The sequence below is a fragment of the Achromobacter spanius genome, from assembly GCF_002812705.1.
In the GTDB taxonomy this organism is placed as follows: domain Bacteria; phylum Pseudomonadota; class Gammaproteobacteria; order Burkholderiales; family Burkholderiaceae_B; genus Achromobacter; species Achromobacter spanius.
Genome location: NZ_CP025030.1, coordinates 544,696 through 566,336 on the forward strand (window position 1 = coordinate 544,696; position 21,641 = coordinate 566,336).

Sequence of the window (21,641 nt, forward strand, 5' to 3'; positions counted from 1 at the left end):
AAAATTTTTCAGAACGAAAACTGGTTCAACACATCCGGCATACCCTTGGCCAAATCTTCCGCCTCGCGGCTGGCCAGAGTAGCGGCGTCCCACAGCTCGAAGTGCGCGCCCAGACCGAGCAGCATCACATCGCGCGTCATACCGGAAGCGTTGCGCAGTTCAGGAGCGATCAGGACCCGGCCGGAGCCATCCAGTTCCACGTCCTGAGCGTTGCCCAGCAACAGCCGCTGCAACGCACGAGCCGTCATGGGAAAGGCGGCAATCTGCTCGCGCTTCTTTTCCCACTCGGGCCGCGGGTACACCAGCAAGCAGCCGTCAGGGTGGCGGGTCAGGGTCAGCCGGCCATCGGCCTGCGACATCAGCGCGTCACGATGCCGGGTCGGAATCGAGATCCGCCCCTTCGCATCCAGCGTGAGCGCGCTGCTTCCCTGAAACACCACTTTTACCCCACTTAATTGCACAATTTCCTACTATTTCCCACTCTACGGTATGGCAATGGGGCGGTCAAGCGCGTGGTTGCAATTTTTTCAATCACAACAAGGACTTAGACCAATATGTAAAACCGCAAAAAGAAAAACCTCCTGATATATCAGGAGGTTGCGACACACTCTAAAAGTCCTTAGTAAGAAGTAGCGGCTAACGATGCCTTTGCATTGTTTTACGCCGCCCCCTCCGCCCCGGCTGACAAGGCTTCCCGCCAATCGCATGCTTCGGTCGCCCAAAAAAATGGCGGGCGCATGCCATGCGGCCCGGGTTCGATGCCCCGGATCGCACGTGGAGGAGAAATTCGATGCAAGACGGGTCTATAGGCCGGATTCTGTACACCAGGTTGCCCTGGCGGACGATCATTCCTCTGCGCGGATCATTGCTGAGCCGCTCTAGCCACCTACCCGCATGCTTGGACGGAGCCGCCCTTCGCAGCCCGAGGGCCGCACGCATGCCTATTTGATGTTGCTCCGGGTAGAGGTTGCCGCGTTTCACCCTGCGACGCCGCGGTTCGTTGCCGAACCGCGCAATACGGAGATAGCCGTATCGGTGCGCGCAATGCGCGCCCGCTTCCCAGTCTCGTCTCTGTGGCCCTATTCCTCAACCGCGCCCGAAGACGCGGCCGGACGGCCGTTAGCCGTTACCCTGCCCTATGGAGTCCGGACCTTCCTCGATGGATTCGCATCCACCGCGATCGCCCGACCCGCCTTGCGGTTCGTATTCTATTACAGGTCGCGGCACTGTCCCCAAGAACCGCTCGGCGCCCGCCCAACGAGCTGCCGACGTTCCTGCGACAATACGCCCTGATCCACTTGTACGCCGCAGAAAAGACAGACTACATGGCCCTCGCTACCCTCATCACCCTTACCGACATCCAGCTCGCCTATGGGCACCACCCGTTGCTGGATCACGCCGATTTCGCCATCCAGGCCGGCGAGCGCATTGGCCTCATCGGCCGCAACGGCGCCGGCAAGTCGTCGCTGCTGAGGCTGCTTGACGGCCGCACCGTCCCCGACGATGGCGACATCGCCCGCAGCTCGGGGCTGCGCGTGGCCACGGTCGAACAAGAACCGGAACTGGATGAAAACGCCACGGTGTACGACGTCGTCTGCAACGTGGAAGACGACCACGAAGATTGGCAGCGCCCGTCGCGCGTGCGCGCGATGCTGGAAAAGCTGGGCCTGCCGGCGGGCGTGCAAATCGCAGGGTTGTCGGGCGGCACGCGCAAGCGCGTGGCCCTGGCGCGCGCGCTGGTCGAGGAGCCCGATCTGCTGCTGCTGGACGAGCCCACCAACCATCTCGACTTCGAAGGCATTGCGTGGCTGGAAGAGATGCTGCGCAGTTGGCGTGGCGCGGCAGTGATCATCACCCACGACCGCCGATTCCTGGACGCAGTCACCACCCGCATCGTCGAACTCGACCGCGGCCGCCTGCTGAGCTTCCCGGGCAACTTTTCGCAATGGCAAGAACGCAAAGCCCAATGGCTGGAATCGGAACGCCTGGAGCAGGCCCGCTTTGACAAGCTGCTGGCGCAAGAAGAGGTGTGGATTCGCAAGGGCGTCGAAGCCCGCCGCACCCGTAACGAAGGCCGCGTGCGCCGTTTGGAAAGCCTGCGGGTCCAGCGCGCCGAACGCCGCGAGCGCATCGGCGACGTCTCTTTAGCGCTGGCCGAAGGTCAACGCTCGGGCAAGCTGGTAGCCGAACTTGAACACGTGGGCAAGACGTTCGGCGACAAGATCGTGGTGGACGACTACACCACGACCATCCTGCGCGGCGACCGCATCGGCATCATCGGCCCCAACGGCGCGGGCAAGACCACGCTGCTCAAGCTCATCCTGGGCGAGATGCAACCCGACACCGGCACCACCCGCCTCGGCACCAACGTGGCGGTCGCGTATTTTGATCAGATGCGCGCGCAGTTGGATGAAGAGGCCTCGCTGGTGGACATCATCAGCCCGGGCAGCGAATGGGTTGAAATCGGCGGCACACGCAAGCACGTGATGACCTACCTGGGCGACTTCCTGTTCTCCCCGGCCCGGGCCGGCTCGCCCGTCCGCAGCTTATCTGGCGGCGAACGCGCGCGCCTGTTGCTGGCCCGATTGTTCGCCCGCCCGGCAAACGTGCTGGTGCTGGACGAGCCCACCAACGACCTCGACATCGAAACGCTGGAGCTTCTGGAAGAACTGCTGCAGGAATACGCCGGCACGGTGCTGCTTGTCAGCCACGACCGCGCGTTCCTGAATAACGTCGTCACGCAGACGATCGCGTATGAAGGCAACGGCCGCTGGCGCGATTATGTCGGCGGATATGATGAATGGGTCGCCCAGCGTCCCGCTCCCGCCACCACGTCGCCCGACGAGGATGCAGCATCCAAGCCTGTGGACGAAGGCGCGGCACGCGCCAAAGTTGCCCGCGCCAAGCCGGCCAAGGCCAGCAAGATCAACGCGTGGGATTTGCGCGAACTCGAAGGTCTTCCCGATGCCATCGCCGCACTCGAAGCGAAGCAGGTCGAGCTGGCCGGCAAGTTGGCGGACGGTAGCCTCTACCGCGAAGCGCCAGCAGAAGTGGATCGCATCAACGGCGAACTCGCCAAACTGGAAAGCGAACTAGAAGAGAAGTTCGCCCGCTGGGAACTGCTGGAAGCGCGCCGCGACGGCACGCTCTAGGCAACGCCGCTATATATATAGGCACACCGAAAAAGACGGCGCGGCAAAAGAAACGGGGTGGACGGCATGATGCCGTCCACCCCGTTCACATTAGTGGTCCCGCCGTCAGACCCCGCGTCTAGCGACTCAAGCGTGCGCCCGCCACGCCAATGCTTCACCCGCGGCGAGCGGCACCAGCGTCGTATTGCCGAAGGCCAGCTCTTCAGGAACCTGATAGGTCTCACGCGCAAGCGTCAGCGTACCGGTGTTGCGCGGCAGGCCATAGAAGTCGGGGCCATGAAAGCTTGCAAAGCCTTCCAGCTTGTCCAGTTTGCCCACGGCGTCAAAGGCGGTCGCGTAGAGCTCCATCGCGTGCAGCGCCGTGTAGCAACCCGCGCAACCGCAGGCATGCTCTTTCAGACCACGCGCATGGGGCGCGCTGTCGGTGCCCAGGAAAAAACGCGGACTGCCGCTAGTCGCGGCCTCAACCAAGGCCAGGCGATGCGTCTCGCGCTTCAGGATCGGCAGGCAGTACCAATGTGGACGCACACCGCCCTGGAAAATTGCGTTGCGGTTGTACAGCATGTGCTGCGGCGTGATGGTCGCGGCGGTCGGCCCTTCGGCATCGCGCACATATTCCGCGCCTTCTTTTGTCGTGATGTGTTCGAACACCACCTTCAAGGCCGGAAACGCGCGGCGCAACGGCTTCATGACACGCTCTACGAAAATGGCCTCGCGGTCGAACACGTCAATCGCCGGATCGGTGACTTCACCGTGCACCAGCAGCGGCATCCCGCATTTCTCCAAGGCTTCCAGCGCCTTGGTGCACTTGCCCAGCAAGTCCGTAACGCCAGCATCCGAATTAGTCGTGGCGCCTGCCGGATAGAGCTTTACCGCGTAGACCTGGCCGGACGCATGCGCGGTACGGATCTCTTCGGCAGACGTGTTGTCGGTCAGATAAAGCGTCATCAGCGGCGTGAAGGCATCCGGATTTCCGCCGGCCTTGCGCAACGCTTGAAGGATGCGATCCCGGTAGGCCAGTGCCTGCTCGGTGGTTGTCACCGGCGGCTTCAAATTCGGCATGATGATGGCACGTGCGAACTGCCGTGCGGTATCCGCCACCACTGCCTCCAGCGCCGCGCCATCGCGCAAGTGCAGGTGCCAATCGTCCGGGCGGGTGATCGTGAACTGAGTCGTGCTTTGAGTAGACATGGAAAGGGCTTCTTATTCTGCCAACGGCATGCCCCGTTCTGCCAGCGCGCAAAACATCGCGCTGCCCAGGGGAATGACCGCATCGTTGAAATCAAAATGGGAGTTGTGCAGGACGCAGCCCGACTCGGCGCCACCTTGGCCCAGGCGGAAATACGCGCCCGGCTTGCTCTGCAACATGAACGAGAAATCTTCGGAGCCCATCGAGGGCACCAGGTCACGCACCACGTTTTCCTTGCCGATCATTTCGGTGGCGATATCGGCCACAAGGTTAGCGTGCTGCGGCGTATTGAGAGTGGCGGGATAGATGCGCTCGTATATCAATTCGGCCGTGCCGCCAAACGCGCTCGCGATAGCGGTGACCAGCTCGCGCATGCGCGTCTCAACCATCTCCTGGACGGATTTGCGGAATGTGCGCACAGTGCCCACCAGCTTGGCCTCGCGCGGGATCACGCTCATCGCACCGGGGTGTCCAGCCTGCATCGAGCCAATCGACACCACTGCCGAATCCAGCGGGTTCACGTTACGCGACACAATGGTCTGCAATGCGGTGATGATCTGCCCGGCGATAGTCACCGGGTCGATCGTCTGGTATGGATGCGCGCCGTGGCCGCCACGTCCGGTGATCTGGATTTCAAAGCGATCGGCCGCCGCCATCATCGGCCCCGGATTGATGCCGATGGTACCGGGCCGCAGCCCGGGCCAATTGTGCAGGGCATAGATCGCATCACATGGAAACGTGTCGAAAAGACCATCCTCCAGCATGGCGCGCGCTCCGCCGCGCCCTTCTTCCGCAGGCTGAAAAATCAGGACGGCGGTGCCGTCGAAATTACGCGTCTGCGCCAGATACTTGGCTGCCCCGATCAACACCGCGGTATGACCATCGTGCCCGCATCCGTGCATCAAGCCAGGCTTGGTCGACTTATGACCAAAGTCATTGTCTTCGGTCATGGGCAAGGCATCCATGTCGGCGCGCAGGCCGATCATGCGGCCGCTATCGCAGCGCCGGCCGCGGATCACGCCCACCACACCGGTCTTGCCGATCCCGCGGTGCACTTCGATCCCCAACGCCTCCAGCGCGCCCGCCACGATGCCGGACGTGCGGACTTCTTCAAAACCGAGTTCGGGATGAGCATGCAAATCGCGCCGCAGCGCCGTCAATTCGTCATGAAAAAGCCGAATTGATTCCAAAGCAGATCGTGCGTACATAGGACGTTACAGAATGGCGTGATAGAGGGGACGATCTACGCATTTTAGTTGCTACAGAGGATAAATGCCTTTGTCTTTACCAGAGAGACACGTTATGCTCCGGCCGCAGGACAATTTTTCCAACAGCCAGAGAAGGAGCGCCGCATTATGGCCACAACCTCCAAACCCGCGACCGCGCGCAAGCCGAACGCTGCATTCATGAAGCCCCTGACCCCCAGCGCCGAATTGGCCGCTGTCATCGGCTCGGAAGCCGTGCCGCGTACCGAGGTCACCAAGAAGATCTGGGAATACATCAAGAAGCACAACCTGCAAGATGCCAGCAACAAGCGCAACATCAACGCCGATGCCAAGCTGCGTCCGATCTTTGGCAAGGATCAGGTCACGATGTTCGAACTGACCAAGTTGGTCAACGCACATCTGAAGTAAGCAGGCAAAGGGCGTACCCCGTACGTCCCTGCCTCGTGGATTGTCGCGATGCCCTGGCTTTTCGCCGGGCTAGCTCACTACCTTCGCACCACCTTCACGCATCCGCCATTCTCGGCGCGCAACATACCAGTCCACACCTTGTGGAGGCGGCAAAGCACCGTCTTGCTGTCGCCCTGATCTTTTCGATCTCCCGCTGGCGCCACGCTTCTTCAGTTCCCGCAAAACATATTGGCTCTCGCCACAGCTCGGCTGGCACCTGCATGTGCATCCAGCAGCAAAGGCACGCTCACGCCCTTGAAGGCACCACCACGCGCTACCCAAGTTGCACGCAAAAGACCCCATGCCCTGCCACGGCGCATCGTCTCAAGGCATTCTGGCGAACGTGACCGGCCCCGCAGTTGCAGGCACGAGAAAAAGCCGGCATCTCTGCCGGCTTTCCATTTGCCTCAAGGGCTGTCTCTACAGGTCAAGCGTACGTGGTCGGTGCGCCACCATCCAGCAACGCCAACCAACCCTTAATCAACCGGTACAGCACCCACACAACGGTCGCGATCAGGCTGATCCAGCCAATGAAGATATAGATGGCAATTGCGCTGATGGCCAGCCACAACATCGCCCACCAAAATGTGCGCAGCATCCAGTCGAAGTGGGAGGCGTATACGGTACCGGCAGCGTCCGAACGTTTCACGTACATCAGCACCACGGCGGCCAATGTCGCAATGCCCAGAATTCCACTCGTCAAAAAGCCCAAGGCGAATAAACCGTAAGCCACATGGGTCAGTGTGCGAAGGTCTAACGTTGTACCGGGCAAAGGGGTCTGGGGATCACTCACGATAACGCTCCAACGAATTGACTCGGTCAATCTTACCGCACAAAACAGGCCCATCTACGGGCGTTGTTATTTCGGCACAATCAGCATTGGCGCGGGTTGCAGCCTGATTGACGAGGCGGCGGCGTATGAGTTTTGCCGACCGGTACGAGCCTGCTTCGCCAAAGACAAAGCCCCGCCGGTTCCCGGCGGGGCTTTGCGATATAAGAGCTTAACGATGACCTACTTTCACAGACGTCCGTCCACTATCATCGGCGCGAAGGCGTTTCACTGTCCTGTTCGGGATGGGAAGGAGTGGTACCACCTTGCTATGGTCGTTAAGCGTAACTGCTTGAACGGTTGACTGATGCGTCAACCCTTCGAATTTTGGGTACTGCCTGGCATTGCACGAACACACACCACAACCGTGATCGCAGCCACTACATGCAACCACACGTGCGTCTGTTCTCACTTATATAAAACAAAACCCCACAGGATCACCTGTGGGGTTTTGCGCAATAAAAGCCTGACGATGACCTACTTTCACAGACGTCCGTCCACTATCATCGGCGCGAAGGCGTTTCACTGTCCTGTTCGGGATGGGAAGGAGTGGTACCACCTTGCTATGGTCGTCAGGCGTAACGGGTTGAGCGGCTGCGGGTTAGCGCAACGGCTCCAATCTTGGAAGAAACACAACGTGTGGGTGACCAGAGGCAAGCTCGATGATCACGCACAAGGGGTATGTAATTGGTGTTGGCTGGCTGCTGACGGTGCAGCCAGATTTTGTATTGAACGACACTTGGAACGCTATATCACCAGGTCAATAACCATCAGTGTTATAGGATCAAGCCTCACGAGCAATTAGTATCGGTTAGCTTAACGCATTACTGCGCTTCCACACCCGACCTATCAACGTCCTGGTCTCGAACGACTCTTTAGGGGGATCAAGTCCCCGGGATACCTAATCTTCAGACGAGTTTCCCGCTTAGATGCCTTCAGCGGTTATCTCTTCCGTACTTAGCTACCCGGCAATGCCATTGGCATGACAACCGGTACACCAGAGGTACGTCCACTCCGGTCCTCTCGTACTAGGAGCAGGCTCCGTCAAGTATCCAACGCCCACGGCAGATAGGGACCAAACTGTCTCACGACGTTTTAAACCCAGCTCACGTACCTCTTTAAATGGCGAACAGCCATACCCTTGGGACCGGCTACAGCCCCAGGATGAGATGAGCCGACATCGAGGTGCCAAACACCGCCGTCGATATGAACTCTTGGGCGGTATCAGCCTGTTATCCCCAGAGTACCTTTTATCCGTTGAGCGATGGCCCTTCCATTCAGAACCACCGGATCACTATGTCCTGCTTTCGCACCTGTTCGACTTGTCAGTCTCACAGTCAAGCACGCTTATGCCATTGCACTATCAGCACGATTTCCGACCGTACCTAGCGTACCTTCGAACTCCTCCGTTACACTTTGGGAGGAGACCGCCCCAGTCAAACTGCCCACCATGCACTGTCCCCGATCCGGATAACGGACCAAGGTTAGAACCGCAAACAAACCAGGGTGGTATTTCAAGGATGGCTCCACGTGATCTAGCGACCACGCTTCAAAGCCTCCCACCTATCCTACACAGGCCGGTTCACAGATCAATGCAAAGCTACAGTAAAGGTTCATGGGGTCTTTCCGTCTAGCCGCGGGTAGATTGCATCATCACAAACACTTCAACTTCGCTGAGTCTCAGGAGGAGACAGTGTGGCCATCGTTACGCCATTCGTGCAGGTCGGAACTTACCCGACAAGGAATTTCGCTACCTTAGGACCGTTATAGTTACGGCCGCCGTTTACCGGGGCTTCGATCAAGAGCTTGCACCCCATCACTTAACCTTCCGGCACCGGGCAGGCGTCACACCCTATACGTCGACTTTCGTCTTTGCAGAGTGCTGTGTTTTTAATAAACAGTCGCAGCCACCGATTCTCTGCGACCCCATCATGCTAAGCGCGCAGGCGCTTCACACTACCGGGGTATACCTTCTCCCGAAGTTACGGTATCAATTTGCCGAGTTCCTTCTCCTGAGTTCTCTCAAGCGCCTTGGAATATTCATCCCGTCCACCTGTGTCGGTTTGCGGTACGGTCTCGCACAGCTGAAGCTTAGAGGCTTTTCTTGGAACCACTTCCAATCACTTCGCAAGCAATGCTCGCTCGTGCCATACCCTTGATTTACGCGCCCGGATTTGCCTAAGCGCCATCTTCGATACAGCAACAGGGACATCCAACACCCTGATGATCTTCCGCGATCCGTCCCCCCATCGCACTGTACGACGGTACTGGAATATTAACCAGTTTCCCATCAGCTACGCATCTCTGCCTCGCCTTAGGGGCCGACTCACCCTGCGCCGATGAACGTTGCGCAGGAAACCTTGGACTTACGGCGAGGGGGCTTTTCACCCCCTTTATCGCTACTCATGTCAGCATTCGCACTTCTGATACCTCCAGCAGCCTTTACAAGCCACCTTCGCAGGCTTACAGAACGCTCTCCTACCGCGTGCACTAAAAGTGCACACCCGCAGCTTCGGTTTATCGCTTAGCCCCGTTACATCTTCCGCGCAGGACGACTCGATCAGTGAGCTATTACGCTTTCTTTAAAGGATGGCTGCTTCTAAGCCAACCTCCTGACTGTCTATGCCTTCCCACTTCGTTTCCCACTTAGCGATAATTCGGGACCTTAGCTGGCGGTCTGGGTTGTTTCCCTCTTGAGTCCGGACGTTAGCACCCGGTGCTCTGTCTCCCAAGCTGTACTTGCGGGTATTCGGAGTTTGCCATAGTTTGGTAAGTCGCCATGACCCCCTAGCTATAACAGTGCTCTACCCCCCGCAGTAATACTTGAGGCACTACCTAAATAGTTTTCGGAGAGAACCAGCTATTTCCAGATTTGTTTAGCCTTTCACCCCTATCCACAGCTCATCCCCTAATTTTTCAACATTAGTGGGTTCGGTCCTCCAGCACGTGTTACCGTGCCTTCAACCTGGCCATGGATAGATCATCTGGTTTCGGGTCTACACCCAGCGACTGAATCGCCCTATTCGGACTCGCTTTCGCTACGGCTTCCCTATTCGGTTAACCTTGCCACTGAATGTAAGTCGCTGACCCATTATACAAAAGGTACGCAGTCACCCCACAAGGAGGCTCCTACTGTTTGTATGCATACGGTTTCAGGATCTATTTCACTCCCCTTCCGGGGTTCTTTTCGCCTTTCCCTCACGGTACTGGTTCACTATCGGTCGATCACGAGTATTTAGCCTTGGAGGATGGTCCCCCCATCTTCAAACAGGATTTCACGTGTCCCGCCCTACTTGTCTTACGCTTAGTTCCACACACAAGATTTCATCTACAGGGCTATCACCTGCTACGGCCGGACTTTCCATTCCGTTCGACTATCTTGCGTGCTAAAACGTAAAGGCTCTTCCGATTTCGCTCGCCACTACTTTCGGAATCTCGGTTGATTTCTTTTCCTCGAGCTACTGAGATGTTTCAGTTCACCCGGTTCGCTTCCACTAGCCTATGTATTCAGCTAGGGATACCGCATTGCTGCGGTGGGTTTCCCCATTCGGACATCTACGGATCAAAGCTTGTTTGCCAGCTCCCCGTAGCTTTTCGCAGGCTACTACGTCCTTCATCGCCTGTGATCGCCAAGGCATCCACCATATGCACTTAGTCGCTTGATCCTATAACGCTGTAGGCTATAGGACCTGAGTATTAGCGTTTGTGCCGTTCATAAGTTTCAAAGCAGTCTGAGGTTATTCACCTCAGTCTTGAGAACTTGGAACAAAATAATGCAATCACAACCCGTACTTATTTTCTTCAGCTTGCGCCGAGTACTTAATAAGTACATTTCGTTGTGCTTCTTCCAGATTGTTAAAGAACGAATATAGCTGTTGAGTAAAACCCAACGCATAGCGCTGCAAGCAGCGCTATGCGTTAACTTCTACGCCAGGCCAATCAATATTGACCCCAGCTACAAAAAACAACCGATAAGAGTGGACGCTTAACACGAGCACTTAAGCTCTGAAAGGAGGTGATCCAGCCGCACCTTCCGATACGGCTACCTTGTTACGACTTCACCCCAGTCATGAATCCTACCGTGGTAATCGCCCCCCTTGCGGTTAGGCTAACTACTTCTGGTAAAACCCACTCCCATGGTGTGACGGGCGGTGTGTACAAGACCCGGGAACGTATTCACCGCGACATGCTGATCCGCGATTACTAGCGATTCCGACTTCACGCAGTCGAGTTGCAGACTGCGATCCGGACTACGATCGGGTTTCTGGGATTGGCTCCCCCTCGCGGGTTGGCGACCCTCTGTCCCGACCATTGTATGACGTGTGAAGCCCTACCCATAAGGGCCATGAGGACTTGACGTCATCCCCACCTTCCTCCGGTTTGTCACCGGCAGTCTCATTAGAGTGCCCTTTCGTAGCAACTAATGACAAGGGTTGCGCTCGTTGCGGGACTTAACCCAACATCTCACGACACGAGCTGACGACAGCCATGCAGCACCTGTGTTCCGGTTCTCTTGCGAGCACTTCCAAATCTCTTCGGAATTCCAGACATGTCAAGGGTAGGTAAGGTTTTTCGCGTTGCATCGAATTAATCCACATCATCCACCGCTTGTGCGGGTCCCCGTCAATTCCTTTGAGTTTTAATCTTGCGACCGTACTCCCCAGGCGGTCAACTTCACGCGTTAGCTGCGCTACCAAGGCCCGAAGGCCCCAACAGCTAGTTGACATCGTTTAGGGCGTGGACTACCAGGGTATCTAATCCTGTTTGCTCCCCACGCTTTCGTGCATGAGCGTCAGTGTTATCCCAGGAGGCTGCCTTCGCCATCGGTGTTCCTCCGCATATCTACGCATTTCACTGCTACACGCGGAATTCCACCTCCCTCTGACACACTCTAGCTCGGTAGTTAAAAATGCAGTTCCAAAGTTAAGCTCTGGGATTTCACATCTTTCTTTCCGAACCGCCTGCGCACGCTTTACGCCCAGTAATTCCGATTAACGCTTGCACCCTACGTATTACCGCGGCTGCTGGCACGTAGTTAGCCGGTGCTTATTCTGCAGGTACCGTCAGTTTCACGGGGTATTAGCCCATGACGTTTCTTTCCTGCCAAAAGTGCTTTACAACCCGAAGGCCTTCATCGCACACGCGGGATGGCTGGATCAGGGTTTCCCCCATTGTCCAAAATTCCCCACTGCTGCCTCCCGTAGGAGTCTGGGCCGTGTCTCAGTCCCAGTGTGGCTGGTCGTCCTCTCAAACCAGCTACGGATCGTCGCCTTGGTGAGCCGTTACCCCACCAACTAGCTAATCCGATATCGGCCGCTCTAATAGTGCAAGGTCTTGCGATCCCCTGCTTTCCCCCGTAGGGCGTATGCGGTATTAGCTACGCTTTCGCGTAGTTATCCCCCGCTACTAGGCACGTTCCGATACATTACTCACCCGTTCGCCACTCGCCACCAGACCGAAGTCCGTGCTGCCGTTCGACTTGCATGTGTAAGGCATCCCGCTAGCGTTCAATCTGAGCCAGGATCAAACTCTTCAGTTTAATCTCTGTATTTGTTTCGTATTCTTGGTCCGAATAAATCCGAACCAGGTCATACGTCGCTACTCAAAGGAAGTGAGGTATGTTCTTAAACTTGACGTCTAAGGTACTTCACTTCTAGTGAGCACTTGATTTCATTGTGCTTGTGATAAAGCCAGGATTTAACTCCCAACTTGATCACAGTGCATCGCATCAAGCGCCCACACTTATCGGTTGTTTAATTGTTAAAGAGCGGTACTGCTAAATTCTGTACTACCAACTTCTTGCTACCTACTGAACCCGCCAGCTTCGCTGCGGCTTTCGCCTTGCGTCGCTTGCTGTTTTCAGCAGCAGAGAGGCGAGATTATGAAGAAGTTTTTATCGCTTGTCAAGTCAGCTTCGTTCGCTTTCGCGCCACCGCTTTCTTGCTTGCGACCTCTTCAGGTCACCCTCCCTTAGCAGCTATCGAAACATCAGAACACCCATTCGGGTTAACCCTAAGTTTTCGGCAACTGCCAAGCCTGAAACTATAACACAACTTTTGCAGATTATGCAACCGGCTCTTGCCTAATTTGCATCCTATCTTGCAACCCCGCCGCTCGCTTGCGCTTTGCGTTGGCTCTGGAATCCAGAGGTTGGTTACTGAACCAGGTGGCTCGCAATATTTATCCGGGTAAACCCTGAATCAGCATCACCAGCCAAGCCCAAGACTATAGCACAATTTTTGCAGATTGCGCAACTGGCTTTTGCCTGATTTGCTGCAATCCTTGCAATAACCGCTTGGCTGCCGGCATAACTATCTGCTGGCTGCTTTGCGGCAGGCCGGGGAAGGTTTCCTTGCGGATCGCTTGCCGGTTGACCTGTTGCGCTTGCTTGGCTTCGCGATTCAAAAACTGCCTGAACTGCGAAGGAGCGAGACTATAGCACGGAAATTTCGACTAAGGGCTCCACATGACACCCATTTTTCACAAAGATGAAGATTTATAGGGACGCACCCTTTCAAGAAAGGCGTGCACCTATATATGGAGGTGCGCCGGTAGCACCACGAACGTGGGCAGGCCCTCTATATATAGAGCACACCACTTCCTATATAGAACACACCACTCCCCCATCTCCGCCCCCAATGTCAAAGCCTTAGCTCGGTCGTTTCCTTGATCTGCTGTAACGCGAAGAAGGAACGCATATCCACGACGGCGGGGTGGCGCATCAGCGTGTCCATGGCGAATCGGGAAAAGTGCGCCAGGTCGGCCACCTGGATTCGAAGCAGATAGTCCATATCGCCGGACATTGCATAGCACTCCACCACTTCAGGCCAAAGCTGCACGTCGCGCGCGAAGTCGCTCATTGGCGCGTGACTGGAGCCGCTATGCTTGTTCAGGCGGATGTTGACGTAGGCCAGCAGACCGAGCCCGACTTTCTCAGCGTCGATCAGCGCTACGTACTTTTTGATATAGCCCTTCTCTTCCAGTCGGCGCACCCGCCGCAAGCAGGGGCTGGGCGACAGCGACACGCGGTCGGCCAATTCCTGGTTGCTAAGGCGTCCATCGCGCTGCAGTTCGGCCAGAATCCTTAGATCTGTCCTATCAAGCTCGATATCAGACATTTTTTGCCCTTGAATTTTCATATACGGCAATATTATTGCTCAAATAGGGCACTCCGACGCCATGTTTGCAATTGTCTGCTCGTCGATCCTACCTACAATCTTCTTCTAGACTTGAATAACAAGTCGTCCTGAAAAACGATGCAAGGGAGCAGACTTATGAGCAGCGCTTTCCAACCCTGGGACAACCCGATGGGCACCGCCGGGTTCGAGTTCATTGAATATGCCGCGCCGGATCCCGCTGCGCTGCGCAAGGTGTTTGAACTTTTGGGCTTCAAAGCCATTGCCAAACACCGCCACAAGGACGTCACTCTGTACCGTCAGGGCGGCGTCAATTTCCTGATCAATGCCGAACCGGATTCCTTTGCCCAGCGCTTTGCGCGCCTGCACGGACCGTCGATCTGTGCAATTGGTTTCCGCGTTCAAGATGCCAATGCCGCTTACAAGCGCGCATTGGAACTGGGCGCATGGGGATTCGACTCGCATAGCGGCCCCATGGAACTGAACATTCCAGCCATCAAAGGCATCGGCGACTCGCTGATCTACCTGGTTGACCGCTGGACTGGCAAGGAAGGCCATGGCGGCATTGGTGACATCAGCATCTATGACGTGGACTTCGTCCCCGTGGATCCGGGCAATGCGCAGGCGGACCTGAACCACCGCGGAGCCGGCTTGACGTTGGTGGACCACTTGACGCACAACGTGCACAAGGGCCGCATGGCTGAGTGGTCGGAATTCTACGAGCGCCTGTTCAACTTCCGTGAAGTGCGCTACTTCGACATCGAAGGCAAGGTGACCGGCGTGAAGTCGAAGGCGATGACGTCGCCGTGCGGCAATATCCGCATTCCGATCAATGAGGAAGGCACCGAGGAGAAGGGGCAGATCCAGGAATATCTGGACCTGTACCGCGGCGAAGGCATCCAGCACATTGCCATGGCGACGGATGACATCTACAGCACCATTGAAGCGCTGCGCGAGTCGGGCGTGGTGTTTCTGGATACGCCGGAAACGTACTACGAACTGCTGGACCGCCGCCTGCCCAATCACGGGGAAGATGTAGCGCGCCTGCAGAAAAACCGTATCCTGCTGGATGGCGCGCCCGGTGGCGGCCTTTTGCTGCAGATCTTCACGGAGAACCAGATCGGCCCGATCTTCTTCGAGATCATCCAGCGCAAAGGCAACGACGGGTTTGGCGAAGGCAACTTCAAGGCCCTGTTCGAATCGATCGAACTGGACCAGATGCGCCGCGGCGTGGTGAAGAACGTCGAGTAAGCGCTTCCCCCGCCAGTGCCCAAGTGCCCTAGCATCGGCACTGGCTTTGTAGCCTCACCTTGTGGTGAGGTTTTTTTTGCCCGTTCGAACCGGCCCGGGCGTCCACGCAGCAGTTAGCGCTTCAGACGATCCTGGAATTGCTTGCGGAACTTGGCAACCTTGGGTGCGATCACGAACTGGCAATAACCTTGCTCGGGGTGCAGGGCAAAGTAGTTGCTGTGGTAATCCTCGGCTTGCCAGAATTTGGCGGGCGCCAATAGCTTGGTGACGATGGGCGCGTCGTAAACCTGTTGCGCCTCGACCTCGGCGATGACTGCTACAGCTTGCTCACGCTGAGACTCGTTCTGCCAAAAGATTGCCGACTCGTACTGCGGACCGATGTCGTTGCCTTGGCGGCCCGGCGTGGTGGGATCATGCGTGGCGAAGAACACGCGCAGCAAATCACTGAAGGACAGCTCGGTAGGGTCGAATTCGATTCTGGCGACCTCGATATGGCCCGTGTCCTTGCCGCACACCTGCTCGTAGCTGGGGTTGTCGACGTGCCCGCCGCTGTAGCCGGGCAACACGCTCTTCACGCCGCGCAGATCGACGAAGACCGCTTCGACGCACCAGAAGCAGCCGCCGCCAAGGACGGCAACCTCATTGCCTGGGGATGGTTGTTCTGTCATGACAATTCCTCATTGATAAGGGGCCACGCCGCGCGGCCCACTTCCCGCGCTTCACGCCGGGGCATCAAGAATAAGACTACTGCTTGGCCGGCGCCAGCGACAGTATCCATTCGGCCAGCAGACGGGCGTCTTCCTGGCTGACATGGGTCTGGGCTGGCATGGGAACCGCGCCCCAGGCACCGCGGCCACCCCCGCGAATCTTGCCGGCCAGGTAATCCACCATGGCGTCGCCCTGCTCCGCATAACGTTCCGCCACACTCTTCAAAGGCGGGCCCACACGCTTGGCCTCTACCTGGTGACAAGCCATACAGGCCTTGCTCTTGGCCAGGTCCAGGCCGGTCGTTTGCGCCTGGACCGCGCCTGCGCTCAACACGCAGGCGACGGCCGCCAACAGACTAATCTTCAAATGCATCGGTAACTGCCCCACGGCTCGCGGTGCTGGCGAGCTTGCCGAACTTGGCAAGCACACCGCGTGTATAACGCGGCTTGGGCTGGACCCAGGCCTGGCGACGAGCCGCCAGGTCTTCGTCGCTGATGTTGAGCTGCAGCAGCAGCTTGTGGGCATCGATGGTAACCGAATCACCTTCCTGGATCAGAGCGATCGGCCCACCCACGAATGCTTCCGGCGCCACGTGGCCAACGACCATGCCCCAGGTGCCGCCGGAAAAGCGGCCATCGGTGATCAGGCCGACCGTTTCGCCCAGGCCCTGCCCCACCAACGCGGAAGTGGGCGCCAGCATTTCGCGCATGCCTGGCCCCCCTTTGGGGCCTTCGTAGCGGATGACCACGACATCGCCGTCCTTGATACGCTGCGCCATGATGGCGGTCATCGCGTCGTCCTCGGAGTCAAAGACGCGCGCCGGACCGGTCATGACCGGATTCTTCAGCCCGGTGATCTTGGCCACGCAGCCTTCCGGCGACAAGTTGCCCTTGAGAATGGCCAGATGCCCTTGCGGGTAGAGCGCACGATCCAGCGGCATGATGACGTCCTGATCCGCGCGTGGCGCATCCGGCACATCGGCAAGCGTTTGCGCGATGGTCTTGCCTGTGATTGTGATGCACTCGCCATGCAGCAGGCCGGCATTGAGCAACAGCTTCATGACTTGCGGGATCCCGCCCGCACGATGCAGATCCGTTGCGACGTACTTGCCGGATGGCTTCAAGTTGCACAGCACCGGCACGCGCTTGCGGATACGCTCGAAGTCATCGATGGTCCACGGCACTTCGGCGGCATGGGCAATGGCCAGGAAGTGCAGCACCGCGTTGGTGGATCCGCCCGTGGCCATGATGACCGACACGGCGTTTTCGATGGATTCGCGCGTGATGATGTCGCGCGGACGCAGGTTGCGCCGGACCGCGTCGACCAGCACGCGCGCCGACTCGGCGGCCGAGACGACTTTTTCGTCATCTTCATTGGCCATCGTGCTGGAATACGGCAGGCTCATGCCCATGGCTTCAAAGGCGGAGCTCATGGTGTTGGCGGTGTACATGCCGCCACAGGAACCCGAGCCGGGGATGGCGCATTTTTCGATCTGCTTGAAATCGGCCTCGGGCATGCGGCCCATCGTATATTCGCCGACGGCTTCGAAGACCGAGACGATGGTGAGATCGTTGCCCTTGTAGTGGCCCGGCTTGATGGTGCCGCCATACACGTAGATGCCCGGTACGTTCGTGCGCGCCAGGGCGATCATGCCGCCCGGCATGTTCTTGTCGCAACCGCCAATGACCACCACGCCATCCATCCACTGCCCTTGGGCGGCGGTCTCGATACAGTCAGCGATGACCTCGCGCGAAACCAACGAGTACTTCATCCCCTCGGTGCCCATGGACATGCCGTCGGAAATGGTGGGCGTGCCGAACACCTGAGGGTTGGCGCTGGAGGACCGGATGGCGTCGATGGCGGCGTCTGCCAAGCGCTGCAGGCCGCTATTGCAGGGCGTGATCGTGGAGTGGCCGTTGGCCACGCCTATCATGGGGTTGTTGAAATCGGCTTCCTTATAGCCCAGCGCGTAGTACATGGCGCGATTGGGCGCGCGTGCTACGCCTTCGGTGATGTGGCGGGAACGTTCGTTGTTCGGCATGGTCTGTCTCTCCTGTCGGCGTCGGGGCGCGGACATGGCGAACGCACCCGGGAAGCTGGCTCGCTTGCATGCATGCGAATCTTCAATGCTCGCCGGTTATTATCATTCAACTTCATTGTGTCGGGCAGAACATGCTGCAATATCCAAAATTCGATCCCGTAGCCTTGCAGATCGGGCCGCTTGCCATCCACTGGTACGGCCTGATGTATTTGGCGGGCTTCGCCCTGGTGTACGTGCTTGGCCGCCGGCGCATCACCAGCGGGCACACCACATCGCTGAACGTGCGTGATCTGGAAGACCTGATTTTCTACAGCGTGCTGGGCGTCGTGCTGGGCGGTCGACTGGGGTATGTGCTGTTCTACAAGCCTGCCTACTATCTGGCGCATCCGCTGGAAGTGGCGTACTTGTGGCAAGGCGGCATGTCGTTCCACGGGGGCCTGATCGGCGTGATCCTCGTGATGCTTCTGTTTGCGAGGAAGAAGAAGCTGCCCTTTTTCGCGGTCAGCGATTTCATCGCGCCGCTGATCCCGCTGGGCCTGGGGTTTGGCCGCTTGGGCAACTTCATCAATGGCGAGCTTTGGGGCCGACCGACCGATGTGCCGTGGGCCATGGTGTTTCCCGACAGCGGCGATGGGCTGGCGCGCCACCCGTCCCAACTCTATGAGCTGGGCCTGGAAGGCATTGTGCTGTTTGCGCTGCTGTGGTGGTTTTCGAGCAAGCCGCGTCCACTTGGACAAGTGAGCGGGCTGTTTTTGATGGGCTACGGAACGTTCCGCTTCCTGGTGGAATTCACCCGCGAGCCAGACAACTTCCTGGGCCTGCTCGCGGGCGGATTAAGCATGGGACAGTGGCTGTCCCTGCCGATGGTCGCCTTGGGCGCCATCATGTTCAGCCTTACTGCAAAACGATCGTCCCGTTGACGGCAACGCTGACCGTGACGTCTCCCGCTTCCAGCGGGACGTCCGGGCTGTAGCCGCCAGAGGCGTCTTTGGCCATGGCCGCGCCAAGCATGCGCGGCATCGGCACGGGGCCGCCCGAGCCGCCGAGTTCCAACTTGGACAAGCGGTAACCCGAAAAGCCGAATGCGTTGGCAGCAGCCAATGCACGATCCTTGAACGCTTGTGCCGCTTCTTTCAGCAGCTTGCGTTCTTCGGCCTCGCGCGCCGGACGCGACAGCGAGAACCCGATGTTGGAAATAGCGGTCTTGTCCGACAGCTTGGCTGCCAGTGCGGCAGCGGCTTCGAAGTCCTTGGACTCCAGCACGATCTCGCCCTGACCGCGCCAAGACGCAATCTTGCCCTTGCTGTTCGTGTTGGGCCACACGTTGAAGCCGCCCGTGCGGACTTCCACGCCTTTGGTGTCGCGCGCGCGCTTGACCACATCGTCCAGCACGGCCGTCAGCTTCTTGCCGGCGGCGGGCTGATCAGGCGCCTCGACCTCGGCGGACAAGGAAATGCGAACGGTGTCCTGCTTGACCTCCGACGAGGCGGCCGCTTGCAGTGTCATTTCCGGCGAACGGTTCGTGGACGCTTCCGCCGTTGCGGGTGCGCTGGGCGCCTGCGTCTGTGCGAATGCGGGTTGAACAGCAGCAATGGCGGCCACGGCTGCGCACGCTGCGCCGAGTTTCGTCAGCGAGAGAACAGGGTGTTTAAACATGGACGGGTCCTAGGAGGGAGGACAGAGAGAAAGAGAGGGGGATGGTTTGGCACCCGACGCGGACCTGCGCTGTTGGCAGGCCCGCTGGGTAAATGCCCCGCCTGTGCCGTCAAGGCCGGCATCTCGAACCCTAGGGTAAGAGGTGGTCGCGTTCCGCAGAGCGTCGGGTTCGTCTACGAGAGACGATCACTCCAGCTCTACACTCCCGCAACCATATGCCGAAAGCATAGGTTCAGAGAATGTATGGCCTAGTCACGAACACGGCAGGGACAAACTGAAAATTCTTGAATACAGCTTTATGAACGTTAGAGCAGTTTTTCCTGACCCGACAAGGCGTCATCGAGTACTGCGTTCATGTCCTCAATTCTACGCTTGAAGTCGCCAACCGCCAAACCCCCTAGCGGACCATCGGGCGCTTTCATGGCAAGAAGCTCGCCGGCGACCTGCAACGCCGCCATGACGGCGATGCGTTCGTTGCTGGAAATTTTGCCGGTTCCCTGGATGCGGAGCATCAGTTGGTCGACGTGGCGCACAGCGGCCATCAGCGTGGGCTTCTCTTCAGCGGAGCAAGCCAGCGAATAGTCGCGTCCCAATATGGTTACGTCTACGCGTTCCATCAGTGTTGCTCTCCAGCCGGTGCACCCGGCAGGCGGGCCAGCACGGCGTCAATGCGCTCGCGGGCCGAGGCGGCGGCCACGCGCAAGCGTTGTAGTTCGGTGTCGCGGGATTGCAGGCTGCCCTGCAGTTCGGTTTCGCGCGCAGTGAAACGTGACTCCAGCGATTGCCGTTCGGCGGATTCTCGGGCAAGCTGCTCGCGCAAGGCGGCTTCGGCCTGCTGGGCTTGCTCGAGCATTGAGGAAACCGCGCCGTCGTGATCCTGAAGCTTGCTTTGCAACGTGGCGATGTCAGCCTCGCGCTCTGCCGCGCGTTGCTTCAGCACGCGCTGTTCGGCTTCGAATTCGTTCAGACGGAGGCGCAACGCATCACGCTCTGCGTGGAGTTGGCGGGTGCGATGCACCAGTTGCCCGATTCGGGCGGCGAGTTGGTCTAGGTCTTGCAGCATGGGCGCTATCGTAAACCATCCTGAGGTGAACCGGGCCACTTCACGCAAGGTGAGAAACCCGGCAATATTCGGTAGGAAATTCGGTGTTGAGTGGGGCGGCGCGAGACTAACCGATTCCGGCAGAACAAGAAAAGCGCCTCCTCCAAAATCCCCGCATCCGGCCGATTCGGCTTTCGCATTTCTTTCTATAAACTTTCACTTAGCTTTCAAAAAACCCTCATTCTTCCTGTGGCGTTACATCTGAGGCTGGGGAGTACCCGAATTCTAGGGAAAACCCCAGCCTTTCACCGACCTTACAGGGTTTGCAGCATGGCAGGCGTCCATTACCATTCGCCCTTTCAAGAAACCACGCCGCCGCTTTCAGAATAACTAATGGCACCCCGAAGTGCCTTTTTTGTGCCTGTCACTCGCCTTTCGGCGAGTCCCATCCGGCTACAAACTTTTTTATCTACATGCTGTAAATAGGAGCCAACCAATCATGCAGCTACGCAATCGACAGGACTTCTGGTCGGGGGTGATGTTCATCGCCCTTGGACTGGGATTCGCCTGGCAGGCCAGCAGCTACCAAATGGGTACTGCCGCCCGAATGGGCCCAGGGTACTTTCCTTTCTGGCTAGGCATTGTTCTGGCTTTGCTGGGCGCCATCGTGCTGCTTGGCTCGCTTTCCAAGAAAGCCCACGAGACGCATATCGATAAGTTCGATTGGCGCATTGTCTTTCTCGTCGTGGGTTCCGTGGTCTTGTACGGATTCATCCTCAAGCCGCTGGGCATCTATCTTTCGGTATTCATCCTGGTTGTCGTAAGCAGCCTGGCCAGCCATGAGTTCAGCCTGAAGGTCGCCGTTGCCAACGCGATTTTCCTGGTGCTCTTCTCGTATCTGGCATTCGTCAAGGGGCTGGGGCTGATCTTCCCGCTGTGGCCGTCCTTTCTGGGCATGAACTAA

Annotated in this window: 17 protein-coding genes, 4 rRNA genes and 2 other RNA genes; 5 read left to right on the plus strand and 18 right to left on the minus strand. The window is 58.0% G+C overall.

Annotation, left to right across the window (positions count from 1 at the left end; genetic code table 11):
- Nucleotides 1-8 precede the first annotated feature (8 nt).
- Together mraZ and rnpB are read right to left on the minus strand one after the other, a co-directional pair.
- Nucleotides 9-437: a division/cell wall cluster transcriptional repressor MraZ gene (gene mraZ, locus CVS48_RS02510; protein WP_006226256.1), complete on the minus strand. Its 429-nt coding sequence runs from the start codon at nucleotides 435-437 to the stop codon at nucleotides 9-11.
- Between the two features lie 353 nt (nucleotides 438-790).
- An RNA gene (rnpB, locus tag CVS48_RS02515) (RNase P RNA component class A) lies at nucleotides 791-1,196 on the minus strand.
- 129 nt (nucleotides 1,197-1,325) lie between these two features.
- Between rnpB and CVS48_RS02520 the strand changes: the two genes are divergently transcribed.
- The gene (locus CVS48_RS02520; RefSeq protein WP_100853120.1) at nucleotides 1,326-3,152 is read left to right on the plus strand and encodes an ATP-binding cassette domain-containing protein; all 1,827 of its coding nucleotides are present in this window, start codon (nucleotides 1,326-1,328) and stop codon (nucleotides 3,150-3,152) included.
- Nucleotides 3,153-3,278: 126 nt separating this feature from the next.
- On the opposite strand, the gene pyrC is transcribed toward CVS48_RS02520, so the two are convergent.
- Nucleotides 3,279-4,343, minus strand: coding sequence for a dihydroorotase (gene pyrC, locus CVS48_RS02525; RefSeq protein WP_100853121.1), 1,065 nt, complete (start codon nucleotides 4,341-4,343; stop codon nucleotides 3,279-3,281).
- A 12-nt stretch (nucleotides 4,344-4,355) separates the two neighbouring features.
- Nucleotides 4,356-5,549 (minus strand): M20 aminoacylase family protein, encoded by a 1,194-nt coding sequence (locus tag CVS48_RS02530; protein ID WP_100853122.1) that lies wholly within the window; start codon nucleotides 5,547-5,549, stop codon nucleotides 4,356-4,358.
- 147 nt (nucleotides 5,550-5,696) lie between these two features.
- Here CVS48_RS02530 and CVS48_RS02535 point away from each other — a divergent pair, with 147 nt between their 5' ends.
- Nucleotides 5,697-5,975, plus strand: a complete 279-nt coding sequence (locus CVS48_RS02535; RefSeq protein WP_006217453.1) for an SWIB/MDM2 domain-containing protein — start codon at nucleotides 5,697-5,699, stop codon at nucleotides 5,973-5,975.
- Between the two features lie 466 nt (nucleotides 5,976-6,441).
- Here the strand turns inward: CVS48_RS02535 and CVS48_RS02540 are convergent, their stop codons facing one another.
- From CVS48_RS02540 to CVS48_RS02565, 7 genes are all read right to left on the minus strand, one after another.
- A complete protein-coding gene (locus CVS48_RS02540) occupies nucleotides 6,442-6,861 on the minus strand; it encodes a DUF4870 family protein (RefSeq protein WP_100853123.1) in 420 nt (139 codons plus the stop codon).
- Nucleotides 6,862-7,013: 152 nt separating this feature from the next.
- Nucleotides 7,014-7,126, minus strand: a 5S ribosomal RNA gene (rrf, locus tag CVS48_RS02545).
- A 181-nt stretch (nucleotides 7,127-7,307) separates the two neighbouring features.
- Nucleotides 7,308-7,420, minus strand: a 5S ribosomal RNA gene (gene rrf / locus CVS48_RS02550).
- A 203-nt stretch (nucleotides 7,421-7,623) separates the two neighbouring features.
- Nucleotides 7,624-10,508 (minus strand): 23S ribosomal RNA (locus tag CVS48_RS02555).
- Between the two features lie 343 nt (nucleotides 10,509-10,851).
- Nucleotides 10,852-12,382 (minus strand): 16S ribosomal RNA (locus tag CVS48_RS02560).
- Together the 16S, 23S and 5S rRNA genes form the textbook arrangement of a ribosomal RNA operon.
- A 686-nt stretch (nucleotides 12,383-13,068) precedes the next feature.
- Entirely contained in the window at nucleotides 13,069-13,248 is a 180-nt protein-coding gene (locus tag CVS48_RS29145) for a hypothetical protein (protein WP_126376175.1), read from the minus strand.
- Between the two features lie 236 nt (nucleotides 13,249-13,484).
- A complete protein-coding gene (locus tag CVS48_RS02565) occupies nucleotides 13,485-13,961 on the minus strand; it encodes an Lrp/AsnC family transcriptional regulator (RefSeq protein WP_100857478.1) in 477 nt (158 codons plus the stop codon).
- A 156-nt stretch (nucleotides 13,962-14,117) separates the two neighbouring features.
- On the opposite strand from CVS48_RS02565, the gene hppD reads away from it, so the two are divergent.
- The gene (gene hppD, locus CVS48_RS02570) at nucleotides 14,118-15,230 is read left to right on the plus strand and encodes a 4-hydroxyphenylpyruvate dioxygenase (RefSeq protein ID WP_100853124.1); all 1,113 of its coding nucleotides are present in this window, start codon (nucleotides 14,118-14,120) and stop codon (nucleotides 15,228-15,230) included.
- Between the two features lie 113 nt (nucleotides 15,231-15,343).
- Here the strand turns inward: hppD and msrA are convergent, their stop codons facing one another.
- The 3 genes from msrA to ilvD form a co-directional block, all read right to left on the minus strand.
- Nucleotides 15,344-15,898: a peptide-methionine (S)-S-oxide reductase MsrA gene (gene msrA / locus CVS48_RS02575; RefSeq protein ID WP_100853125.1), complete on the minus strand. Its 555-nt coding sequence runs from the start codon at nucleotides 15,896-15,898 to the stop codon at nucleotides 15,344-15,346.
- 76 nt (nucleotides 15,899-15,974) lie between these two features.
- Nucleotides 15,975-16,310: a c-type cytochrome gene (locus tag CVS48_RS02580; protein ID WP_100853126.1), complete on the minus strand. Its 336-nt coding sequence runs from the start codon at nucleotides 16,308-16,310 to the stop codon at nucleotides 15,975-15,977.
- Nucleotides 16,294-17,979: a dihydroxy-acid dehydratase gene (gene ilvD, locus CVS48_RS02585; protein ID WP_100853127.1), complete on the minus strand. Its 1,686-nt coding sequence runs from the start codon at nucleotides 17,977-17,979 to the stop codon at nucleotides 16,294-16,296. Before ilvD ends, CVS48_RS02580 begins: the two co-directional genes overlap by 17 nt.
- Before the next feature lie 131 nt (nucleotides 17,980-18,110).
- Here ilvD and lgt point away from each other — a divergent pair, with 131 nt between their 5' ends.
- Nucleotides 18,111-18,899: a prolipoprotein diacylglyceryl transferase gene (gene lgt, locus CVS48_RS02590; protein WP_100853128.1), complete on the plus strand. Its 789-nt coding sequence runs from the start codon at nucleotides 18,111-18,113 to the stop codon at nucleotides 18,897-18,899.
- Here lgt and CVS48_RS02595 read toward each other — a convergent pair.
- The 4 genes from CVS48_RS02595 to CVS48_RS02610 form a co-directional block, all read right to left on the minus strand.
- A complete protein-coding gene (locus CVS48_RS02595; protein ID WP_100853129.1) occupies nucleotides 18,874-19,635 on the minus strand; it encodes an SIMPL domain-containing protein in 762 nt (253 codons plus the stop codon). The genes lgt and CVS48_RS02595 overlap by 26 nt on opposite strands.
- 90 nt (nucleotides 19,636-19,725) lie before the next feature.
- A non-coding RNA gene (gene ssrS / locus CVS48_RS02600) (6S RNA) lies at nucleotides 19,726-19,908 on the minus strand.
- 32 nt (nucleotides 19,909-19,940) lie between these two features.
- Nucleotides 19,941-20,252 carry a cell division protein ZapA gene (locus CVS48_RS02605; RefSeq protein ID WP_006217444.1) on the minus strand — a complete coding sequence of 104 codons (312 nt, stop codon included), beginning with the start codon at nucleotides 20,250-20,252 and terminating at the stop codon, nucleotides 19,941-19,943.
- Nucleotides 20,252-20,698 carry a hypothetical protein gene (locus CVS48_RS02610; RefSeq protein ID WP_100853130.1) on the minus strand — a complete coding sequence of 149 codons (447 nt, stop codon included), beginning with the start codon at nucleotides 20,696-20,698 and terminating at the stop codon, nucleotides 20,252-20,254. Before CVS48_RS02610 ends, CVS48_RS02605 begins: the two co-directional genes overlap by 1 nt.
- 478 nt (nucleotides 20,699-21,176) lie before the next feature.
- Here CVS48_RS02610 and CVS48_RS02615 point away from each other — a divergent pair, with 478 nt between their 5' ends.
- On the plus strand, nucleotides 21,177-21,641 hold the full coding sequence (locus CVS48_RS02615) for a tripartite tricarboxylate transporter TctB family protein (protein ID WP_100853131.1): 465 nt from the start codon (nucleotides 21,177-21,179) through the stop codon (nucleotides 21,639-21,641).

Excerpts from the sequence above, each read along its gene's own strand:
- CVS48_RS02595 (WP_100853129.1), bottom strand. The coding sequence starts at position 19,635 with ATGTTTAAACACCCTGTTCTCTCGCTGACGAAACTCGGCGCAGCGTGC.
- CVS48_RS02615 (WP_100853131.1), top strand. The coding sequence starts at position 21,177 with ATGCAGCTACGCAATCGACAGGACTTCTGGTCGGGGGTGATGTTCATC.
- pyrC (WP_100853121.1), bottom strand. The coding sequence starts at position 4,343 with ATGTCTACTCAAAGCACGACTCAGTTCACGATCACCCGCCCGGACGAT.
- CVS48_RS02535 (WP_006217453.1), top strand. The coding sequence starts at position 5,697 with ATGGCCACAACCTCCAAACCCGCGACCGCGCGCAAGCCGAACGCTGCA.
- CVS48_RS02565 (WP_100857478.1), bottom strand. The coding sequence starts at position 13,961 with ATGTCTGATATCGAGCTTGATAGGACAGATCTAAGGATTCTGGCCGAA.
- ilvD (WP_100853127.1), bottom strand. The coding sequence starts at position 17,979 with ATGCCGAACAACGAACGTTCCCGCCACATCACCGAAGGCGTAGCACGC.
- CVS48_RS02530 (WP_100853122.1), bottom strand. The coding sequence starts at position 5,549 with ATGTACGCACGATCTGCTTTGGAATCAATTCGGCTTTTTCATGACGAA.
- CVS48_RS02605 (WP_006217444.1), bottom strand. The coding sequence starts at position 20,252 with ATGGAACGCGTAGACGTAACCATATTGGGACGCGACTATTCGCTGGCT.
- CVS48_RS02520 (WP_100853120.1), top strand. The coding sequence starts at position 1,326 with ATGGCCCTCGCTACCCTCATCACCCTTACCGACATCCAGCTCGCCTAT.
- CVS48_RS02610 (WP_100853130.1), bottom strand. The coding sequence starts at position 20,698 with ATGCTGCAAGACCTAGACCAACTCGCCGCCCGAATCGGGCAACTGGTG.
- hppD (WP_100853124.1), top strand. The coding sequence starts at position 14,118 with ATGAGCAGCGCTTTCCAACCCTGGGACAACCCGATGGGCACCGCCGGG.
- msrA (WP_100853125.1), bottom strand. The coding sequence starts at position 15,898 with ATGACAGAACAACCATCCCCAGGCAATGAGGTTGCCGTCCTTGGCGGC.
- CVS48_RS02580 (WP_100853126.1), bottom strand. The coding sequence starts at position 16,310 with ATGCATTTGAAGATTAGTCTGTTGGCGGCCGTCGCCTGCGTGTTGAGC.
- lgt (WP_100853128.1), top strand. The coding sequence starts at position 18,111 with ATGCTGCAATATCCAAAATTCGATCCCGTAGCCTTGCAGATCGGGCCG.
- CVS48_RS02540 (WP_100853123.1), bottom strand. The coding sequence starts at position 6,861 with ATGGGCCTGTTTTGTGCGGTAAGATTGACCGAGTCAATTCGTTGGAGC.